Below are 19,659 nucleotides of genomic sequence, written 5' to 3'. Positions count from 1 at the left end.
GAACGGCTATTGATCAGCACGTCCCCAACCAGCGCCGCGGGCCTCGGGGTTGAGCTCGATCGTGACCGAAAGAACCCGCGGCAGGGCGTCGCGCAGCACCTGGAGATTCGGGTCCGCGACCGGCAGCAGTTGCAACTGGTGCCGGTTGAGCACCGGCTGCAGGTCAGCCAGCGCGAGGTCGGCGAGCACAGTCCGGACGGCTTGGGTGTCGCCGCCGAGCAGCACGGCGTCCAGCGTGTCGGCGACGGGTACGAGGATCTCGGCAGCGTCCGCGGCGGCGCGGTCGAACGCCCGGGTGGCCTGGTTGCCGCGGCGCCGGGCGTAGCGCTGCTGCGACCAGCCGCCGGCCTTTGTCTTGCCCTGGACGTAGTGGCGTCCGACGCGATGCCGGACCAGCTCGGCGCCGTCGAAGATGCCTACCGCGTGGGAGTTGCGCCGGACGAGCAGGGCTCCGATCCGGCGCGGACGGGTGGCCTGGGCGACCAGCCCAGCCAGCAGTTCGCCCGGCGGCGGGGCACCCCATGGTGAACGTACCCAGGCGCGGGCGCCGTCCGGGCTGGCGAGTTCGACGCTGTCGGCGCTGAGGGTGACCGTGGGTTCGGGGTGGCGCAGGGCGAATCCGGCGAGCCAGCGCTCGAGCCGTCCGGGATCCACCCGGACCCGGTGCAACTCGGTCATGACTGGCAAGCGTAGTGTTTCCGGGTACCCTCACTACCGGTGAATATGGCCTAGTCTGGCAGCGGAAACGGAGGTAGCCGGTGAGCGATCTCATTGACACGACGGAGATGTATCTCCGGACGATCTACGAACTCGGCGAGGAGGGCGTCCCCCCACTGCGCGCCCGGATCGCCGAGCGACTGAAGCAGAGCGGGCCGACCGTCTCTCAGACCGTCGCCCGGATGGAGCGTGACGGACTGTTGACCGTGGACGCCGACCGGCAGTTGCGGCTGAGCCCGGCCGGGCTCAAACTGGCGACCCGGGTGATGCGGCGGCACCGGCTCGCCGAGCGGCTGCTGATCGATGTGATCGGGCTCGACTGGGTGCACGCGCACGAAGAGGCTTGCCGGTGGGAGCACGTGATTTCCACCGACGTGGAGCGCAGGCTGGTCCAACTGCTGCACGAGCCGGTCGAGTCGCCGTACGGCAATCCGATTCCGGCCCTGGCCGAACTGGGTGCAGCGCCCGCGCCGGAGGCCTTTCTGGACGGCGCGGTGCCGTTGTCGGAGGTGCTCGCGCACCGGGGCACGGTGGAGGTCACGGTGCGCCGGTTCAGCGAGTATCTACAGACCGACCAGCAGTTGCTGACCATGTTCGATGCGGCCGGAGTGTTTCCGGAGGTCGTGGTCTCGGCGACGATGGACGGCGGCGCGCTGGTGCTCAAGGCCGACGGGCGCGAATCCGGCCGGTTCGCCGGCATGGTGGCCGATCATCTCTTCGTCGCCAGCCTGGGCTGAGCGGGGCGCGGCGGCCGGGTCGGAATACCCGGCGAGCGGCCGGTGTTGGAGCCGGTGAAACCACGAGAGGACAGATGCATGGCTACCCGCGCACTTGATCAGCAGACCTTCGCCGACGCGATCCAGGAGAACGGAGACGGTGATCGTCGACTTCTGGGCGGACTGGTGCGGCCCTTGTAAGCGCTTCGCCCCGGTCTTCGACAAGGTCTCCGAGAAGCATCCCGACGTGGTGTTCGGCAAGATCGACACCGAAGAGGAGCGCGCCCTCGCCGGCGGCCTGGGCATCCAGTCGATCCCGACGTTGATGGCGTTTCGTGGCGGCTATCTGGTGTACCGCGAGGCGGGTGCGCTGAGCGGACCGCAGTTCGAGAACCTGGTTGACGCCGTCAAGGGTCTCGACATCGAGAAGTTGAAGGAGCAAGCAGCTACCGCTGCAGACTCCAGCGAGTCCTGAACCGACACGCCGTGTCACCCGCGCGGGTGACAGATCGGTTTTAATGCGCCTATACTTATGAGAGGTCCCTGCCCCATCCCCCCGGGCAGGGACCTTCTCGTTGCCCTGGCGGCCCCAGCAAGATTCGAACTTGCGACACAAGGTTTAGGAAACCTCTGCTCTATCCCCTGAGCTATGGGGCCGGACGCGATGGGCTCACCCCAGCATAGAGCTAGCCGTGATGGAGCGCCTACGAGGGCCGCGGCGGGCAGAGGGTGGGCCGTCCGCGTCACCCGACCGCTGATCGTTGAAATGTTGTCAACCAGCAAAAAGATGATCATTCGGACGTGCATTTGGCTGACGTATCGTATAAAGTCTTCTCCAGAGAGCGACGCCAGCTCGTTGATGTCTCCTGGGGGTGGGTAGACGGCTTTGGCCCTTCGATAGGCGTCGCTCTCGTCATGTCCGCAGGCGCCTCTCCGCGTCCGCTTTCCCTAGACTTCAGGCCATGAGCGACAACGGACTTGCTGCGGCCGTCGCGAAGATGCGGGCCGCCGGCGCCAATGAACCGGCCGTGGAGGTCTTCTCCCACTACTACCGCCAGGCCAGTGCGGGAGCAAGCGGAATGATCGCCGAGGACAGCATCAGCCCGCTGACCGATCCGCCGCAACTGGATGCGATTGAGGTCGACCCCGCGTCCGAGCGCGAGGCTATCGGCCGGACCGTGATCATCAAGCTCAACGGTGGCCTGGGGACCTCGATGGGCCTCGACCGGGCGAAGACGCTGTTGCCGGTTCGCGAGGGTCTCAGTTTCCTTGACCTGATCGTGCGGCAGGTGCTGGCGAGCCGGAAGGCCTACGACGCGCCGCTGCCGCTGCTGTTCATGAACTCCTTCCGGACCAGGCAGGACACGCTGGCGCATCTGGAGCGCTACCCGGAATTGGCCGTGGCCGGCTTGCCGCTGGACTTCCTGCAGAACGCTGAGCCCAAACTCACCGTGGATTCGCTGCAGCCGGTGGAGTGGCCGGCCGACCCGGCGCTGGAGTGGTGTCCGCCCGGCCACGGTGATGTCTACACCGCGCTGGTCGGCTCAGGTGTCCTGGACGCCCTGCTGGTGGCCGGCATGAAGTACGCGAGCATCTCCAACGGCGACAACCTGGGCGCCGGCCCCGATGCCCACCTGGCTGGCTGGTTCGCCGGTACCGGGGCTCCGTACGCCGCGGAGATCTGCCCCCGCACGGTCAACGACCGCAAGGGCGGCCACCTGGCGATCCGGAACAGTGACAAACGGCTGATCCTGCGGGACACCGCGCAAACCGCTGACGATGAGATGCACTTCTTCACCGACGAGCACCGGCATCCCTACTTCCACACCAACAATCTGTGGATCGACCTGGAACAGCTGAAGGGCACCCTCGAGCATCGCGGAGCGGTGCTCGGCCTGCCGCTGATCTACAACCTGAAGACGGTCGATCCCTCGGACGGCACGTCGCCCAAGGTGGTGCAACTGGAGACGGCCATGGGTGCCGCGATCGAGGTTTTCCAGGGCGCTACCGCGATCGCCGTCCCGCGGACGCGGTTCCAGCCGGTGAAGACCACCAACGAGTTGCTGCTGCTGCGTTCCGATGTCTTCGATCTGGGCGGGGACGGCCGGCTCACCCAGACCGTCGACGACCTGCCCCGGATCGACTTGGACGGCCGCTACTACAAGCTGGTGGACGACTTCCAGCGGCGGGTGGCAGTGGCCCCGTCGCTGCGTGAGGCTCGATCCCTAGTGGTCGAAGGCGACTGGACGTTCGACCGGCCGGTCGCGATTCACGGGCAGGCGGCCTATCCGGATCTCGGGCGACCGGCCGTCGCCGGAGTCGACGACCTGTCGTGACCGACCAGGCGCTGGCGCAGGCTGTCGGGCTGGCACTCACCGGGGAGCCCGGCACCGTCGACGTCTCGGCAGCCGATCCGCTGGCCGGCTTGGCGGCGTCGGGATGGTCGCCGGAGCGGATCCTGGCTCATGCGCAGAATGCCCGGGCCTCGGGTGAGGTCTGGCCGCACCCGGTACCGGAGGAGCTGCGGCGACTGGTCGGCAGCGCCCGGCTGTTCGCCGTCCTGCAGCAGGTGCAGCGCGACCTCGGCGTGTTCGGCCGGTCGGCAGCTCCCGCACGCGCCCGGGCGCTGACCGCCGACGAGCGCCGGCTGCTGAGCGAGGTGCCGCCGCACCATGGCCACTGACGATCGCTTCGGCGCCCGGCTGGTCGAGCGGTCTTGAATCGCGTATACCCCGGGACCAGCGCCTGGGCGAGTTCGACGAAACCCCTGGACGGCATGACGCTGACCAGGGGTTTCGACGAGCTCCGGCCCAGTGGCGATGCCACCGGGCCTGCGCGGGACTAGGTCCGGTCGACGCTGCCCGATCCGGCGTCCTTCAGCAGATCGCGGATCTCGGCGAGCAGTTCTTCGGTGGTCGGAGCGCCAGGCTCGGTTTCGGTCGGCTTCTCGGTGAGCTTCTTGAGGCGTTCGTAAGGCACCACGATGCCGAAGTAGACCACGAACGCCATGATCAGGAACGCCACCAGGGCGGTCAGGAACGGGCCGACGGACTGCATGCCGAACGGCTTCCACTCATCGAAGTTCGGTGCGCCGCCGAGCATTGCCAGCAACTCGACGACGATCTTGGTGAACGCGGTGGTGACGGTGGCGAACGCACCGCCGATGACGAAGGCAACCGCGATGTCGATCAGGTTGCCCCGCATGAGAAAGTCTTTGAAACCCTTGATCATGGTCAATCCCTTCAGATCACGGCCGCCCTGAGGGTCAGGGGCAAGTGACGAGCCGTGCTCCGGCGAATGTAGCGAAGTGGGCCGTAAGCGTCGGGGCGTCCTCGGTGCTGGACTGTCGCAGGGACCGGCCGGCCGACGTGCCAGGGTGCGGCGTCACCGGAGGCCGAACCCCAGGGGTCCGCGGGCGGCGGCCGCCGCGACCCGCGGCAACGCCGCCGGCCTGAGTTCGACCAGCACCACCGGCCCGGAACCCTGCACCGGGGACAGCGGCGAGGAGCTCTTCGAGCCGTCGAGCACCGCAACCACCCGAACCGCCGACGCGAGCAGACCGGTCTCGGCCTCAGAATCGGTGCCCAGCAGGTCGACCCGATCGCCGACCTCGATCAGCCCGGCGGCTGTTGCGGTGAGCGTGACCGGCAGCACGGCGGACCCGGGTGCCGCCAGCGCATCCCTGGTCACCACCGACGTAGGTAGCAGCACCGCCCCGGCCGGCAGCGACACGGTGAGCGGCCGCCCCACCGCCTGGTCTGCGGTTCGCAGATAGTCGGCAGGGAGAGCCGACAGCGGCAACTGCCGCTCGGCGACATCGGACGCCGCAACGGTCACGCCACCGACGAGGGCCCGCTGGGTGACCAGCACGGTTGACGTCGGCGGGCCGGGGGGCCGGAGCACACTCAACGCTGCCCAGACCGCCAAGCCGGCCAGGACGGCGGCCGACAGTCGCCGATAGCGACGGGTGAGCCGTCGTAGCCTGGTTCGGAGAGCTTTCACGCCCTCAGTAGATGCCCGTCGCGCGGAAAGTGTTCAAAATCGTTCAGGACTTCCTGCGACTGCGAGTCTCAGGCGGCGGGTGCGCCGCTCTTGGTCGTCCCGGCCGACGTGGCCGGCGTGCTGTCGCTGCTCGGCTTGCTCGCTTCGGCCGCCGGCTTGCTCTCGGCACCGGACTTGTTCTCGCCGACGCTGCCGGAGCCGCCGCCGGACTTCTTCTTGGCGGCGCGGCTGTCGGTGGCGTAGAAGCCTGAGCCCTTGAAGACCACCCCCACCGCGCTGTAGACCTTGCGCAGCGCGCCGTCGCAGGTGGGGCAACGGGTCAGCGGGTCGTCGGTGAATTTCTGCACGACCTCGAGCTGCGACGAGCAGTCCTGGCAACGGTATTGATAGGTGGGCATCGGCAACTTCCAGGGACGAGGGCGGACGGACCGCGGGCATGGAACCGCAGGCAGTCTAGTGGACGGCCAGCGTGCGCTGCTCGGTGACGATCAGGCCGATCCGTCGATCGAACGGCTCCACCGGAACGGCGTCGAGCACCTCGGCGTCCCGCAGCAGCACCGCGAGCACCGCGCCGGGGTCCGCGAACGCCAGCGCGCGGTCGTACCAGCCGCCACCGGTGCCGAGCCGGTCGCCGGACGGAGTCGCGGCCAGGCCGGCGCACCACACCAGCGAGGCCCGGGCCAGCGCTTCGGCGCCGAGGCCCGGACCGGTCGGTTCGAGGATTCCGGCGAATCCGCGGCGCATCCGATCGACACCGGCGAACTCCGCCCAGTCGGGCTCGCGCCGCACGGTGCCGTCGGGACGGCGGCCGAGCAGCGGCAGCAGCAGCCGGTGACCGGCGGCGTCCAGCTGGCGGACCAGCGACCAGGTATCGGGCTCGCCGGGAGCGGAGGCGTAGAGCGCGATGACCGGGTGCCCGGCGCAGACCCGCAGCGCGCGAGCGGTGCGCTCGGCACCGGTCGCGGGCGGTTCGGCTACGGCACGTGCGGTGCGAATCCGGTCGCGCAGCGCCTCCTTCGCGGCTCGGACGGAAACGGTCTCGGCATCGCCCGGAGGGTTCGACGAGACGGTCGGAGGCATTGACCTATGGTAAGAGCCATGGCGCCTTTCGGACGGACGAAGCGGGTCGAGACCCAGGCCGAGGACATCGTCGAGGCGGTGCCTCCGGAGTCGGTGCCGGCACCGCTCGAGCCGCTTGGGATGGCCGACTACCGGACCGCGCTGCTCGCGGTCGTGGAGCCGTTGCCGCCGATCGGCATCGGAGTCCTGGACGCCTTCGGGCGCCGGCTGTGCGAGGACATCGTCGCCGACATCGACCTGCCCACCTTCACCAGCGCGGCGGTGGACGGGTATGCGGTACGGGCGTCCGAGGTGGCCTCGGCCACGTCGTCCGACCCGGTGCAGCTGCCGGTGCTGGACACCCTGGACTCACCGGTCTACCGAGGCGCTCCGCTGACCGAGGGCACCGCGGTGCGGGTCTCGGCCGGGGCGCCGATTCCTGAGGGCGCCGACGCCGTGGTGCCGGCTGGTCAGACCGACGGTGGCGAGTTGGAGGTGAACGTCCGGACGGCGGTGGCCCCGGGCCAGCACCTGCGGCTCGCCGGTTCCGACATCGCCGACGGCACCCGGCTGCTGGAGCGCGGCCGGCTGTTGGACGCCGGCGCGATCGGCCTGCTGGCCGAGATCGGGCTGGACAAGGTGCTCATTCGGCAGCCGCCCCGGGTGGCTGTGCTGACCATCGGCTCCGACCTGGTGCCGCCCGGGCTGCCGCTGGCCTCCCGGGCGCATCGCTACGACGCCACGACCGCCTTGATCGCGGCTGCGGCAAGGGCGGACGGCGCCAGGGTGTACGCCGCGGGCACCTTCGCCGATCAGGCCGCGGCGATCACCGAAGCCCTCACCGACCAACTGATCAGGGCGGACCTGGTGGTGGTGATCGGCGGCCTCGACGGTGCCCTGCCGAAGGTGCTCGAGGGGCTGGGGGAGACCACGGTGCGCCAGGTGAGCATCCACCCCGGCGAGACGCAGGGGTTCGCCGTCGTCGGCGCTGAGCGGACGCCGATCGTCGCGCTGCCGGGCGGAGTCTCGGCCGCGTTCGTCGGCTATCACGCGTTCGTCCGGCCGGTCCTGCACCGGCTTCAAGGAGAGCCCGAGGAGCTTCCGCACAGCCAGGTGCTGCCGGCCCGGGTGGCGTTGCACGGCAGGCGCGGCGCCACCGAACTGATCCCGGCGGTGGTGAGCGAACGCGGCGTCGAGCCGACCGGCGTCCGCGGGGCAGACCTGGCCAACGACGTGGCGCGGGCCGACGCCCTGATCGTGCTGCCGCCCGGCACGCACCTGGTGCCGGCGAACTCCGACGTCGAGGTGTGGATGCTGACAGCGCCACGGACATGAGCGCCGTCGCGTCCTGGCCCGTGGTGCTGAGCCACGGGCCGGTGACTCTGCGGCCGTGGCGATTGACCGACCGGGGCGCCTGGGACGAGATCCGCCGGCGAAACGCGTCCTGGACGGGGCCGTGGGACTCGACCCGCCCGCACGACTCGCCCGAGCCCCCGCTGACCTTCGCCGGCATGGTCCGGCAGTTCAACCGGCGGGCCCGCCATGGCGGCATGCTGCCCTTCGCGGTGGACTACCGCGGGCCGGGCGAGCGTCGCGGCGTCCTGGCCGGCCAACTCACCATCTCGGGGATCACCCACGGCTCGGCCGGCTGGGCTCAGGCCGGCTACTGGGTGGACCAGCGCTGGGCCGGTCGGGGAATCATTCCGGTGGCGCTCGCGCTGGCGTCCGACTACTGCTTCTTCACGTTGCGGCTGCATCGGATGGAGGTCGCGATCCGGCCCGAGAACGCCCGCAGCCTTCGGGTGGTGGAGAAGCTGGGCTTCCGCTACGAGGGCGTCCGGCAGCGCTACATGCATGTCGACGGCGACTGGCGCGACCACGCCATGTTCGCGTTGCACGTCGAGGAGGTGGGGCCGGGGCTGCTGGCCCGACTCGAGGATCAGCCCTGATCAGAGCCTGATCGCAGCTGATCGGCCGACACTCCGCGGCCGGTCCGGCGACACGCCGACGCGGCCCCGTAGCGTGCCGGGTGTGGGCTTGACGGGAGTGATTTTCGGCGTGATCGCCGCGGGGTGGCTGGTCTATCTCGTGCCGTATTTCCTGCGTCGCCGGGCCGATCCAGCCCTGGATGACGTAGTCGATCCAGCGGCGCCGTTCACGGCGACGGTGACCATCGTTCGCCGCGGCGCTTCGCTGGCCACCGCGGAGGAGGGCGCGGCGGTCGTGTCGACGCCGTTGACCCGCCGCGCGGCCCTCTACGAACTCGCCCAGATCGACCGGCAGGCCGCGACCCGCCGCCGCAGGGTGCTGATCGCCCTGGTCTCGGCGCTGCTCGCGATCAGCGTGCCGGCGGCACTCGGCGTGCTGCCCTGGTGGGCGCCGATCGCGCCGGCCGGCCTACTCGCGCTGTTCCTGGTCGTGGCGCGGTTCAGCGTCCGCGCAATGCGCCGCGATCTGGACGCCCGGGCGCGCCGCGTCCGTGCGGCGAGCGACGAACGGACGGTGGCGATCGCGGTGCTGTCCGAGGACGACGGTGGCGCCGAGGCTTCGGTGGAGCTGACCGCGCCGGTCGCCCGCCCCGGCTCGCTGTGGGATCCGATCCCGATCACCGCGCCGACCTATGTGTCCAAGCCGCTGGCGCCACGAACCGTCCGCACCATCGACCTGTCCGCGCCCGTGGCGCCGGCCAGCGCAGTTCCGGTGACCGCCGAGCCGCTGCCCGATCAGGTCGCGGACGACGGGGACGAGCGTCGCGCGGTCGGTGAGTGAGGCGTCCGAGATGAACCGTCGGCGACGGAGTGCTAAAGTCGTCCGTGCTCGTTGAGCACCTGGGGCTATGGCGCAGTTGGTAGCGCGTCTCGTTCGCAATGAGAAGGTCAGGGGTTCGAATCCCCTTAGCTCCACCCACCGGTATCCGGCTTGACAAGCGGTTTCACGCCGATTCCAGCCCTGGCAGGTAATCCGTTTCGGGGTGTTCCTTCGTTCGGGTGCATCCCGTGTACTCCGGGTCGTTTCAGGTGCTTCAATCCAGCGCGATCGGCCAATGTTTCCAGGTGATGGAAGTAGCGGGTTTGGTTGCGACGGAGGCATGCCCGGCCCACTCCCTGCACGGTCAACGGATTGACACCCTTGGCCCAACCAGAGGCACGCGGCGGTTGAGTCCGAGACCGACACTCAGGCGGCCGCGATACTGCCCAAATTCCACCGAGAGCGCGGGCGATGCGGGTCAGCATGATGCCGCCGGGGGCCTGGGCGCCACAGCTGGGCAACTCGCTGGCGGCGGGGTCGACCGTGATCGATCGGAGGCGCCGCGCCGGATGGTCATGGCAACACACACTTCCTGGCCGCGCGCGAAAGCCCCGAACCTGGCGACGACGTAGCGGACGACAGGGTCGACCGCCTTCGTGGGCAGAGCATGCTCAGCGAGGCTTGCTGATCGCCAGTTCCCGAGCGACGGGAGTGTGGTCGTAGGCGTCCTGCGACGCGATGACCTCGCCCAGGTGCTCAATCGCCCAGGACCGCAGCATGCTCAGTGGCTCAAGCAGCGTCCGTCCCGCGTCGGTGAGGGAGTACTCGACCCGAACCGGCACCTCGGGGAACACGGTGCGGGTCACCAGGCCGTCACGTTCCAGGCCGCGCAAGGTTTGGGTGAGCATCTTCTGCGAGATCCCCTCAATACTTCGCCGCAACTCGGAGAAGCGGGCGTCCCCGCCGCCCAGGATGCCGATGATCAGCACCGTCCACCTGTCGCCGATCCGGTCGAGGATGCGGCGGGTCGGACAGTCGGCGCTGTAGGGGTTCCCGGGGAGCATGGCAGGTAGGTTACCGCAAAGTGCCTTCTTCCGATATGTGTGTTGCTCTCCTATGGTGACTGTAGGCCCGGCCGTGAGGCCGGAAACCAGTCCCACGAAAGGCATCACACACTCATGTCACGCATCGTCGTCATCGGAGGCACCGGCTACGCCGGATCGGCAATCGTCGCCGAGGCCGCCTCCCGAGGCCATCAGGTCACAGCGGTCAGCCGGACCCAGCCCGCCGACTCGATCCCCGGCGTCACCTACGTGCCCGCCGACGCGACCGACGAATCGGCGCTTGCCGGGGTGATCGCGGGCGCCGATGTCGTGGTCGCCGCGCTCGCGCCCCGCGGCCCGCTCGCTGAGTCCTTTCGGGAAGTGAACCGCACCATCGCCGGCCTGGCCGATGCCCACCAGGCGCGACTGTTCGTGGTCGGCGGGTTCTCGTCGTTGCGCCCGGCTGCCGGAGCGCCGCGATTCGTGGCAGACCCCAACAATGTCCCGGACGTCGTCCGCGACGAGATCCTGGCGGGGGCTGCTCTCGTGATCGACGATCTGCCGGCGACGCAGCAGACCCTGGACTGGGTGTTCGTCAGCCCCGCCCTCGGCTTCGGGGCGTATGCGCCGGGCGAACGCACCGGCACCTACCGACTGGGCGACGAGGTCGCCGTCGACCCCACGGGCGGGGCGATCTCCGCTCCCGACTACGCCTTGGGTTTCATCGATCTGGTCGAGCGGGACGACCACCACCGCGCACAGGTCAACCTCGCCCACTGATCACTCGACGTGGCGTGCGCCCGCGGTTCGCCGCCGCGGGCGCACAGCGTGGCGGCATGGACGCCGGTCACCGCGAGCCCTGACAACCATCGATACGGCTCCGGGTGCGGACGAAAGGCTCAGCGGCCCGGTCCGGCGCGCTATCCGTTGAACGCGGTCAGGCTGAGGACGTTGCCGTCCGGGTCGCGGAACCAGGCGATCTGGGCTCCGCCGGGGGCGGTCCAGACGCCGGCGTCGTCCTGACCGAATCCCGGGTAGCGCGTCATCACGACACCGACGGCGGCCAGCCTGTCGATGACGGTGTGGATGTCGTCGACGCGCCAGCCGAGGACGGTGAACGGCGGCGGCGTGTGTGCCTGGGTCTTCTGGATCCGCAGCATGGTGCCGCCCGCGTCGAACACGATCGCGAACTCTTCGTCAGCGATGAGCCGCAGTCCCAGGACCGCTTGGTAGAACTGCTTGGACGGCTGAGGATCGGTGGTCGCCGCGAACGCGATGACCTTCTGGTCGCCCAGACCGGCATTCTCACCCATGCGGCGAATCTATCCCGCCGCTGGCGCTGGCGACCGCAGGTTCGGCACGGTCAGCCCAGTCACCGACGGCAACCTAGGCTGAGGCAATGCCGGACGCCAGATTCGCCGATCCGCGGCTCGCGCCGCTGTACGACCTTTTCGACTCCGACCGGAGCGACCTGGACGCCTACCTGGCGATGGCTGCAGAGTTCGGCGCGCGGCGGGTTCTTGACGTCGGCTGCGGCACCGGGGTTCTCGCGCTGCTGCTGGCCGAGCGCGGCTGCGAGGTGGTCGGAGTCGACCCGGCCGCGGCGTCCCTGGTCGTTGCCCGCTCGAAACCCGGCGCCGACAAGGTGCGATTCATCGACGGGGACGCGACGTCGCTGCCGCCGCTGCAGGTCGACCTGGTCACGATGACGGGCAACGTCGCGCAGGTGTTCCTCACCGACGACGACTGGACGGCGACACTCGCCGGCATCCGAGACGCGCTCGCACCCGGCGGGCGGCTGGTCTTCGAATCGCGGGATCCCGCCCGCCGAGTCTGGGAGCAGTGGCGCCGCGATTGGACGCCGCAGTACGTCGAGTTGCCCGGCGTCGGTGTCGTCGAGTCCACGGGGGTGGTCACCCGGGTGGACGGCCAACTGGTCACCTTCGCCGGCGCGGTCACCTTCCCGGACGGCACCGTCGTACCCACCTCGTCCACGCTGCGGTTCCGGGAGCGTGTCGAACTCGAGGCGTCCCTGGCTGCCACCGGGTTCCGGGTGGACGAGGTCCGCGACGCACCGGACCGGCCGGGACACGAGTTCGTCTTCGTCGCGAGCCGTCTCTAGGCACGCTGATCAGTGCGGCGTTTCCTGGTTGAGCTCGTCCAACCCGTTGTAGGGAGCGGTCTCGACAAGCTCAAGCAACGACGATGTCGGCATCGCCAGCGGCGTCCTGGTTCAGTGCGCCACCGGGAAGACCAGATGGGTGACCCGATCACCCTGGACGCAGGTGGTGGGATTGCCGAGCGGCACCTCGTCGGCGGACAGCGTGCCGAAGAACGGACGGTTGCCTTCTCCCATCACCACCGGCACCAGGTCGATCGCCACCTCGTCCAGCAGCCCCAACTCCAGGCACTGCCGCGCGATGGTCCCGCCGGCGACCGACACCACGCGGTCGCCGGCGAGTTCCTTGGCCCGGCCGATGGCGGACGCGACCCCGTCGGTGACGAAGGTGAACGGGGCGTCCGGGTGCTGCTCGACCCAGTCGGCGGGGATCTGGTGCGTCACCACGACGATCGGGACGTCGAGGGTGTGCCGGCCCTGCCACCCCTCGGCCACGTCGAACAGCGTCCGTCCACACACTAGTGCGCCGAGCGAGGACGTCCACTGCCGCCAGTGCTGCGCGCTGGCGGCGCTCAGGTGCACGGTGAAGTCGCCGGCGGGAGTCGGGACGGCGACCTCGCCGTTCTGCAGCCAGTCGAAGAGGCTGCCGATGGTGTTGTCCGGCTTGGCGATGTACCCGTCCAGCGACATGATCGCCTGCGCCTGCACGATGCCCATGTCAGCCTCCTCAGCCGCGCCGCGGTCGGTAGATCTGCACGACGATCCCGCTCGGGTATGGCCTTGCCTCGACCAGATCCAGGCGTCGCGACTCGGGTAGTTGGGCGAACAGTGCGTCGCCGCGTCCCAAGGCGAGGGGCTGCACCAGCAGCCGGTACTCGTCGATGAGATCCTCCGCGGCGAGCGCGCCGGCCAGGCGAGCGCCGCCCCAGGCGATCACGTCCGGTCCCGGCTCCGCCTTGATCGTGGCGATCTCGTCGGCCAGTTCGCCGCGGCCCACCCGGGTCACCGGCCAGGTCGCCTCGGCGTCGGTGAGGGTCCTGGAGAAGACGACCTTCGGGATGTCGTTCATCGGTGCCGCGTACGGATCGTCCGATTGTGGCCAGAACGAGGCCATCTCCTGATAGGTGCGGCGGCCCATCAGGTGTGCGCCGGCCCGGCTGATCCGGTCGAGCTTCCACTGCTTCACCTCGGGATCGGCGACCGCCATCGCCGGATGCTCCCGATCGCTGGCGACCAGGCCGTCCAGTGACATCGACATATAGAGGATGACGTCGCGCATGGCTCCCTCGTTCCTCGTAGGTCGTTACGAACCGGCTCGGTTCATCGAGCATAAGGCGCAGGCCCGCGACCAGGAACGCCTGGCGGTACCGGCGGCCGCCCGGCCGCGTGGGCGGAATGGGTCGACCGCCCAGCGGGGGGACCGAGCCGCGCAGAGTTCATGCTGCGGGTGCGCTGCCGGTGGCCGACATCGCTCGCGGGCTCGTCGCGCTCGTCGACGCGTAGAGGCACCGGCCCTCGCGCAGCCACCACCAGTCGAACACCACCGCGAACCCGATCGGGATGATCGACGAGATCAGGGCAGCCACCCAGGTGGTGGTCGTCGCGTTGAGGTCGGCGATGCCGATCGCGCCCAACGCGAAGGCGATCGTGTTATTGACCGCATGCAGGGCGACCGCGGCTTCCAGGCCGCCGGTGCGCCAGGTCAGCCAGGTGGTCACCGCCGCGAACACGCCGACCGAGGCGAGGCCCCAGGCGTCATAGTCGTGCCCGAGCACGAACAGCGGCAACGAGATCACCAGCCCCCACACCGGTGCGCGCAGCCAGTGCCCGATCGCCTGCATCAGGACGCCACGGAACAGGTATTCCTCGCCGGCCGCCTGCAGCGGGACGATCAACACGGCCACCGCCAGCAGTCCCAGGGTCCTCTCGGACGGCACCGGCGTCACCGGATCGACGACCCACATCACGGCGAGCGGCAGCAGCATCGGCGCGGCGGTCAGCGTGACGGAGCGGACGAACAGCCCCCAACGGAACCGCCCTGCCACCGAGTCGAGGGTGCCGCGGCGTCCGAGCATGCGCACGGTGAGACGTCCGGCCGGGACGAGCAGGGCCAGCATCAGACAGAGGAACGCCGCCTGCACCGGATCGGCCATGTCGATGTCGGTGGCGTTCATCGCCTCCGCGGCGCCGGGCAGCAGCAGCCACAGCACGACCAGCCCGACCACGAGCACCAGGTAGGTCAGCAGGAACAGCCCGACGGTGGCGAGCGGACGCCACCAGCCAGGGGTGCGGCGGCTCAGCCGGAAGTAGGTCAGCGCCTCGGGGGCGGGGGTTGTGGACGGCATGGAAGCCAACAAAGCTGTCATGGCCCCAGCCTGGTTGCGGGCCGCCCCGGCCGGGGTCGGCCGATCGGGGCTCATCCGGCGCCGAAGGTCGGCTTCATCGTCATCCTTTCGGACGACAGGGCGGTTCGCCCGCACTCGGTAGATTGCGCCGGGTGAGGATTGCGCGGGGTGCCCGGACGGCGGCGGTGGTGGTCGCCGTCATCGTCATCGGCGTGCCGCTGCAGGTCGGCACCTGGATGGTGCTGTATCCCGACCTGGACCTCATTCCGGAGGCCGAGGCCGGCCGGGTCGCGGCTCTCATGCTCGGTGAGCTGCTGCTCGGTGTGCTGGCGGTCGCGCTGCTGCCGCTGGTGATCGGAGGCCGGGCCCGGCCCGGGCGCCGGGCCGGCATTGCGGCGCTGGTGATCACCCTGGCGTCGGCGTCCGCGCTGGCGCTTCCCGCGGCTGTGGTCGCGCTGGGTGCGGTGGCGTCCTGGCTCCGACGCGGCTGGCTGGCCGTCGTCGGCGCCGCCTGGCTGGCGGTGCAGGTCACGGTCATCGCGATCGACAATGGGTTGTGGCTCGGGGTCGTCGGTGCGCTGCTGGTCGGCGGGGGCGTGGTGATGGCCGGCCTCGCCGTGGGCCGGCGGCGGGCGCTGGTGGCGTCGCTGCGGGACCGGGCCGAGGCGCTGGAGCGCGAGCAGGCCGCGATCGTGGCGGGCACCCGGCTCGCCGAACGCACCCGGATCGCCCGCGAGATGCACGACACCCTGTCGCACCGGCTGTCGGTGATCTCGCTGCACGCGGGTGGGCTGGCCGTGCACCCCGACGGTGGGCCGGGCCGCGTCGAGGAGACCGCACGGCTCATCCAGCAGTCGGCGCAGACGGCGTCGGAGGAACTGCATGCCGTGCTCACCGTGCTGCGCGACGACCAGCACGACGTCCGGCTCGATCCGACGCTGGCCGAGGTGGAGACGGTCGTCGCGGTGTCGGGTGCGGACGTCCGGCTCAGCGTCGATCCGTCGCTCACCGGCCGGCTCGGCCAGCTCGCGCCGTCGGCGTCCAGAGCGCTGATGCGGGCCGTCTCCGAGGGGGTCGGCAATGCCGTGAAGCATGCGCCGGGCCGGCCGGTCACCGTGACTCTCAGCGGGACGCCCGGCCACGGCGCGCAAGTGGAGATCCGCAACCCGATCGGCGCGGGATCCGGGCTGGCCGGCGGGTACGGCCTGGTCGGCCTGCGCGAACGGCTCGAGTTGGCCGGTGGCCGCCTCGAGGTCGGACGGCACAGCGGCGAGTTCGTGCTGCGAGCGTGGGTGCCATGGACCTGACGCCCGTGGTGCGCACCCTGCTGGTCGACGACGAACCCCTGATCCGCGCCGGGCTGCGGATGATTCTCGACGGTGCCGCGGGTGTTGAGGTCGTCGGCGAGGCCGGCGACGGACGTGCCGGCGTCCAGGCGGCTGCGGCATTGCGTCCTGACGTGGTGCTGATGGACCTGCGGATGCCCCTGCTGGACGGGATCGCCGCCACCCGTGAGATCGTCGGCGCCGGCCGCGGCGCCGCGGTGGTGGTGCTCACCTCGTTCGACACCGAGGGCTTCATCGCCGACGCCCTGGACGCCGGCGCGCAGGGCTTCCTGCTGAAGAGCGCTCCACCGGAGGAGCTGACCGAGGCCGTCCGGCAGGCCGCGGCGGGCGCCATGCCCTTCACCCCGGCCGTGCTCCGCCGGGTCGTCCAGCTGGCCGCCCGCGCGCCCCGTCCGGACGACGCCGATCAACTCGCCGAGCTCAGCGAGCGCGAACTCGAGGTCGCGTTGCTCATCGCCGACGGCCTCGGCAACCAGGAGATCGCCGACCGTCTGTACCTGTCGCTGCCCACGGTCAAGACCTACGTCAGCCGACTCTTCGGCAAACTGGACGCCAGCAACCGTGTGCAGATCGCGCTCGCTGTGCGGCGTGCTCGGCTGGGATAGCCGGTTTCCTGCACCTAGCCGGGACAGTCCGGCGGCAAGCCCTCATCCGCTGGGCTCGGTTGTATCCGCGTCGCCGGCTGAGCCCGGGGTGCCGGTCTCGGCGGTCGATCCTGACAGCCCCGAGCGCAGTGCGTCGACGAAAGTGTCCTCGACATCCCAGGCCGCCCGGTCCAGGCGGGCGGTGATCCGGAGTCGTCCCGCGTAGCTCAGCGCCGCGACCACCACGCCGACGTTGCCCAGCGTCGGACTGATCGGCGTCAGGGAACGAACCCGCGCACCCATGACGGTCAGCGCAGCCGCTGGGCCTCGCAGATTCGTGACCAGGCTGATGATCGCCCGCTGGTGCTCGAACAGCGGGCGGTACCAGCCCGTCCTGCCCAGTGCGACCAATGTCGCCGAGAGCGCCGTCGACCCGGACGGGGCGCGGGCCAGCCACTTTCGCCGCCGGGTTCGCGCCGCGAGCCGTCCGAGCAGCTGGGTGTCGGTTTCGCCGCGGCGCCGCTGAGGAACCGACACCAGGAAGCCGCCGACCCGGTTGCGGCTCGGCTCGCCGTCCGCGGCTCCGATGGTGACCGGCACGCTGACCACGACCCGACGCAACCGCTCACCGCGCTGCAGTGCGGCTGCGCGCAGGGCTTCGGCGACGGCCAGCAGCAGCACGTCGTTGATCGTGGCACCGGCTCGATGAGCGATGCCGCGCAGCCGCTCCAGGTCCTCCTCGACGGTCACCAGCCGGAAACCGGAGGTCAGCGGGGCCAGCAACGAGGTTGCGGAGGTCGGCACATTGAGCGCGGCCAGCGGAGCCAGCCAGGCGCGCCTTGGTGCGGGGGCTGCCGTGGGTGGCTGGGGTGGGCTGCCGAACAGCGCGCTCACGACGGTGAGCGCGGTAACCCCGTCGAGCAGCACGTGGTGCGCCACGAAGAGCAGGTGGCAGGTGCCGCAGGAGCGAAGGACCCACAGGCGCCACATCGGAATCGTCTCCGGCAGGCTGGCCACCAACACGTCGGTCGCGGTGCCGACCGGATCGTCGGTGGCGATCTCGAGCACGTGCTCGGCGGGGTCGATGGCGACCTGTTGCCAGCGGGTCGCCCGGGTGCCGTCGTGCCGCACGAGGCGGTGGGTGAGCAAGGGAAGTCCGGCGGCGCGGTCGGCCACGATTGCGCGCAGTTCGCCGGTGTCGACGGTGCCGTCCAGTTCGGCCAGCACGGCGATCAGGCGCGGGTCGGGTCCGACGTCGCCGGCCAGTTCGGCGGCGTCCCCGATCGTGAATCGTTCCACTGTGCTCCTCCCGTGCGTGGTCGAGAGCAAGTCTCCCGTTCCCGCCGGTGCGCGGTGGCCGATAGGGACAACCGCAGCGCCGGTGCAGGCGGGCGAGCCGCGCGTCGGGCTATTTCGTGCCGATCAGTACGTGCTCGGCTGTATTGCACAGGTGGTGACGGTCGCGTCCGGAGGTGACCAAGAGAACCGTCCCCGCGGTCACGCGGAGGTGACCAGGAGAACCGTCCCCGCGGTCACGCGGCGGTGACCAGAAGAACCGTCCCCGGGGTTACGCGGAGTGACCAGAAGAACCGTCCCCGCGGTCCACGCTACGTGCTGCAGTCGGCGCAGATGCCGAAGAACTCGACCTCGTGGTCGATCTCGGCGAATCCGTAGTCGCCGGCGATCCGGCGGGTCTGCTCCTCCAGGCCGGGCAGGCTGAGCTCGACCGTCCGGCCGCAGGAGCGGCAGACCAGGTGATGGTGATGACCCGGGGTGCAAGTGCGGTAGGCGATTTGGCCGTCGGGGGTGCGGATCGCGTCGATCTCGCCGCCGGACGCCATCGCCTGCAGCGCCCGGTAGACCGTCGCCAGGCCCACCGTCGAGCCGTCCCGCCGGAGCCGGTCGTGGATCTCCTGGCTGGTGGCGAAGGACGTGCTGGCCTCGACCGCATCCCGGATCTCGGCGCGCTGCCGCGTCCGTCGTGGTGTTCGTTCAGTGCTCGTCATAGTGACCCTCATGCGCCGCGTGCCGGTGACCATCGTGAATGTAGTCGACGTGGCCACCGTGCGGCACCGCGGGATGCCCGCAGGTCTCGGAATGGGCGTGTGGATGCTCCTCGGTGACCTCATGCGAGCGGGACGGCTGGTCGTCGGTCAGCTCCACCGGCGGCGCATGCCGGCGCAGCAGCAGCAACGACACCGGCCAGCTGAGTGCGAACAGTCCGATGGCGATCACCACGATCAACGCGCCGGGGGCGGTGTCGAACTGGTACGAGCCGATCGTGCCGCCGACGGCGGCCAGCACCCCCAGCCCCATCGCGGTCAGCATCGAGCGCCGGAAGCCGATCGCCAGGTGGTTGGCGGTCGCCACCGGGACCACCATCAGCGCGCTCACCAGCAACAACCCCACCGTCCGCATCGACACGGTCACGGTCACGGCGGCGAGCGCCACGATCAAGATGTTGTAGATCCGCACCGGCAGGCCGATGGTCCGGGCGAACGGTTCGTCGGCGCTGACCGCGAAGAGTTGCGGCAGCAATCCGAGGCAGACCAGCAGCACCACCGCACCCAGACCGGCGATGATCCACAGCTCGGTGACGTTGATGGTGAGCAGCGACCCGAACAGGAAGGCCGACAGGGTGCCGGTTCCCTGGCCGGCGAGGCTGGCCAGCAGCAGGCCGCCGGACAAGCCGCCGTAGAACAGGATCGCCAGGCCGACATCGCCGCTGGTCCGGCCCAGTTCGCGGAGCAGTTCGATGGCGATCGCGCCGACCACACAGACCACGACGGCGACCGGCAGGGGAGCGGTGCCGGTCAGGAACGCCAGCCCGACCCCGGCCACCGCCAGGTGTCCCAGGCCGTCGCCGAGCAGGCTGAGCCGGCGCTGCACCAGGTAGGTGCCGATAGCGGGCGCGGTCAAGCCGGTGATCACCGCGGCCAGCAGGGCGCGCTGCATGAACTCGAGCGCGAGCCATTCCATC

General features: G+C 70.2%; 23 protein-coding genes, 2 tRNA genes and 1 pseudogene. 12 read left to right on the top strand and 14 right to left on the bottom strand.

Going from position 1 to position 19,659, the window contains the following annotated elements; all coding sequences use genetic code 11:
* Positions 1-6: 6 nt before the first annotated feature.
* Positions 7-678 (bottom strand): acVLRF1 family peptidyl-tRNA hydrolase, encoded by a 672-nt coding sequence (locus tag QM711_RS06500; RefSeq protein WP_415097478.1) that lies wholly within the window; start codon positions 676-678, stop codon positions 7-9.
* 80 nt (positions 679-758) lie between these two features.
* Here QM711_RS06500 and QM711_RS06495 point away from each other — a divergent pair, with 80 nt between their 5' ends.
* Together QM711_RS06495 and trxA are read left to right on the top strand one after the other, a co-directional pair.
* Positions 759-1,454 carry a metal-dependent transcriptional regulator gene (locus QM711_RS06495; protein WP_415097476.1) on the top strand — a complete coding sequence of 232 codons (696 nt, stop codon included), beginning with the start codon at positions 759-761 and terminating at the stop codon, positions 1,452-1,454.
* Positions 1,455-1,532: 78 nt separating this feature from the next.
* Positions 1,533-1,908 (top strand): annotated as a pseudogene (gene trxA, locus QM711_RS06490) (thioredoxin).
* 106 nt (positions 1,909-2,014) lie between these two features.
* Here the strand turns inward: trxA and QM711_RS06485 are convergent.
* Positions 2,015-2,090 (bottom strand) — tRNA-Arg (locus QM711_RS06485).
* A gap of 305 nt (positions 2,091-2,395) precedes the next feature.
* On the opposite strand from QM711_RS06485, the gene QM711_RS06480 reads away from it, so the two are divergent.
* Together QM711_RS06480 and QM711_RS06475 are read left to right on the top strand one after the other, a co-directional pair.
* A complete protein-coding gene (locus QM711_RS06480; protein WP_415097474.1) occupies positions 2,396-3,769 on the top strand; it encodes a UTP--glucose-1-phosphate uridylyltransferase in 1,374 nt (457 codons plus the stop codon).
* Positions 3,766-4,116, top strand: a complete 351-nt coding sequence (locus QM711_RS06475) for a hypothetical protein (RefSeq protein ID WP_415097472.1) — start codon at positions 3,766-3,768, stop codon at positions 4,114-4,116. Before QM711_RS06480 ends, QM711_RS06475 begins: the two co-directional genes overlap by 4 nt.
* Before the next feature lie 158 nt (positions 4,117-4,274).
* Here QM711_RS06475 and mscL read toward each other — a convergent pair whose 3' ends face one another.
* The 4 genes from mscL to QM711_RS06455 all read right to left on the bottom strand — a co-directional run bounded on the left by mscL (position 4,275) and on the right by QM711_RS06455 (position 6,515).
* Positions 4,275-4,661: a large conductance mechanosensitive channel protein MscL gene (gene mscL / locus QM711_RS06470; RefSeq protein ID WP_415098621.1), complete on the bottom strand. Its 387-nt coding sequence runs from the start codon at positions 4,659-4,661 to the stop codon at positions 4,275-4,277.
* A gap of 156 nt (positions 4,662-4,817) precedes the next feature.
* Entirely contained in the window at positions 4,818-5,435 is a 618-nt protein-coding gene (locus tag QM711_RS06465; RefSeq protein WP_415097471.1) for an RcpC/CpaB family pilus assembly protein, read from the bottom strand.
* Positions 5,436-5,503: 68 nt separating this feature from the next.
* Entirely contained in the window at positions 5,504-5,833 is a 330-nt protein-coding gene (locus QM711_RS06460; protein WP_415097469.1) for an FmdB family zinc ribbon protein, read from the bottom strand.
* 55 nt (positions 5,834-5,888) lie between these two features.
* Positions 5,889-6,515, bottom strand: a complete 627-nt coding sequence (locus QM711_RS06455; RefSeq protein WP_415097467.1) for a 5-formyltetrahydrofolate cyclo-ligase — start codon at positions 6,513-6,515, stop codon at positions 5,889-5,891.
* Between the two features lie 18 nt (positions 6,516-6,533).
* On the opposite strand from QM711_RS06455, the gene glp reads away from it, so the two are divergent.
* From glp to QM711_RS06435, 4 genes are all read left to right on the top strand, one after another.
* Entirely contained in the window at positions 6,534-7,829 is a 1,296-nt protein-coding gene (glp, locus tag QM711_RS06450) for a gephyrin-like molybdotransferase Glp (RefSeq protein ID WP_415097465.1), read from the top strand.
* On the top strand, positions 7,826-8,443 hold the full coding sequence (locus QM711_RS06445) for a GNAT family N-acetyltransferase (RefSeq protein ID WP_415097463.1): 618 nt from the start codon (positions 7,826-7,828) through the stop codon (positions 8,441-8,443). Before glp ends, QM711_RS06445 begins: the two co-directional genes overlap by 4 nt.
* A gap of 88 nt (positions 8,444-8,531) precedes the next feature.
* On the top strand, positions 8,532-9,263 hold the full coding sequence (locus QM711_RS06440) for a hypothetical protein (RefSeq protein WP_415097461.1): 732 nt from the start codon (positions 8,532-8,534) through the stop codon (positions 9,261-9,263).
* 61 nt (positions 9,264-9,324) lie between these two features.
* Positions 9,325-9,397 (top strand) — tRNA-Ala (locus QM711_RS06435).
* Between the two features lie 516 nt (positions 9,398-9,913).
* On the opposite strand, the gene QM711_RS06430 is transcribed toward QM711_RS06435, so the two are convergent.
* The gene (locus QM711_RS06430; RefSeq protein ID WP_415097459.1) at positions 9,914-10,306 is read right to left on the bottom strand and encodes a winged helix-turn-helix transcriptional regulator; all 393 of its coding nucleotides are present in this window, start codon (positions 10,304-10,306) and stop codon (positions 9,914-9,916) included.
* A gap of 114 nt (positions 10,307-10,420) precedes the next feature.
* On the opposite strand from QM711_RS06430, the gene QM711_RS06425 reads away from it, so the two are divergent.
* The gene (locus QM711_RS06425; RefSeq protein ID WP_415097457.1) at positions 10,421-11,065 is read left to right on the top strand and encodes an NAD(P)-dependent oxidoreductase; all 645 of its coding nucleotides are present in this window, start codon (positions 10,421-10,423) and stop codon (positions 11,063-11,065) included.
* Between the two features lie 140 nt (positions 11,066-11,205).
* On the opposite strand, the gene QM711_RS06420 is transcribed toward QM711_RS06425, so the two are convergent.
* The gene (locus QM711_RS06420; protein ID WP_415097455.1) at positions 11,206-11,598 is read right to left on the bottom strand and encodes a VOC family protein; all 393 of its coding nucleotides are present in this window, start codon (positions 11,596-11,598) and stop codon (positions 11,206-11,208) included.
* 86 nt (positions 11,599-11,684) lie between these two features.
* On the opposite strand from QM711_RS06420, the gene QM711_RS06415 reads away from it, so the two are divergent.
* Positions 11,685-12,407, top strand: a complete 723-nt coding sequence (locus QM711_RS06415) for a class I SAM-dependent methyltransferase (RefSeq protein WP_415097453.1) — start codon at positions 11,685-11,687, stop codon at positions 12,405-12,407.
* A 111-nt stretch (positions 12,408-12,518) separates the two neighbouring features.
* Here QM711_RS06415 and QM711_RS06410 read toward each other — a convergent pair whose 3' ends face one another.
* The 3 genes from QM711_RS06410 to QM711_RS06400 form a co-directional block, all read right to left on the bottom strand.
* On the bottom strand, positions 12,519-13,121 hold the full coding sequence (locus QM711_RS06410) for a dihydrofolate reductase family protein (RefSeq protein WP_415097451.1): 603 nt from the start codon (positions 13,119-13,121) through the stop codon (positions 12,519-12,521).
* A 10-nt stretch (positions 13,122-13,131) separates the two neighbouring features.
* Entirely contained in the window at positions 13,132-13,683 is a 552-nt protein-coding gene (locus QM711_RS06405; RefSeq protein WP_415097449.1) for a dihydrofolate reductase family protein, read from the bottom strand.
* Between the two features lie 157 nt (positions 13,684-13,840).
* Entirely contained in the window at positions 13,841-14,770 is a 930-nt protein-coding gene (locus QM711_RS06400; RefSeq protein ID WP_415097447.1) for a lysostaphin resistance A-like protein, read from the bottom strand.
* Positions 14,771-14,901: 131 nt separating this feature from the next.
* Here QM711_RS06400 and QM711_RS06395 point away from each other — a divergent pair, with 131 nt between their 5' ends.
* Positions 14,902-16,056, top strand: a complete 1,155-nt coding sequence (locus tag QM711_RS06395) for a sensor histidine kinase (RefSeq protein ID WP_415097445.1) — start codon at positions 14,902-14,904, stop codon at positions 16,054-16,056.
* Positions 16,047-16,700, top strand: coding sequence for a response regulator (locus QM711_RS06390; RefSeq protein WP_415097443.1), 654 nt, complete (start codon positions 16,047-16,049; stop codon positions 16,698-16,700). Before QM711_RS06395 ends, QM711_RS06390 begins: the two co-directional genes overlap by 10 nt.
* A gap of 42 nt (positions 16,701-16,742) precedes the next feature.
* On the opposite strand, the gene QM711_RS06385 is transcribed toward QM711_RS06390, so the two are convergent.
* From QM711_RS06385 to QM711_RS06375, 3 genes are all read right to left on the bottom strand, one after another.
* Entirely contained in the window at positions 16,743-17,978 is a 1,236-nt protein-coding gene (locus QM711_RS06385; RefSeq protein WP_415097441.1) for a WS/DGAT domain-containing protein, read from the bottom strand.
* Positions 17,979-18,286: 308 nt separating this feature from the next.
* Entirely contained in the window at positions 18,287-18,685 is a 399-nt protein-coding gene (locus QM711_RS06380; protein ID WP_415097439.1) for a Fur family transcriptional regulator, read from the bottom strand.
* Positions 18,672-19,658 (bottom strand): metal ABC transporter permease, encoded by a 987-nt coding sequence (locus tag QM711_RS06375; RefSeq protein ID WP_415097437.1) that lies wholly within the window; start codon positions 19,656-19,658, stop codon positions 18,672-18,674. The genes QM711_RS06380 and QM711_RS06375 overlap by 14 nt, the downstream gene beginning before the upstream one ends.
* Position 19,659 lies beyond the last annotated feature (1 nt).

Source organism: Micropruina sp. (assembly GCF_047602385.1).
Lineage (GTDB): Bacteria > Actinomycetota > Actinomycetes > Propionibacteriales > Propionibacteriaceae > Micropruina.
Note: the sequence above shows the minus strand (reverse complement) of the source record. Positions and strands in the feature narration are given on the sequence as shown.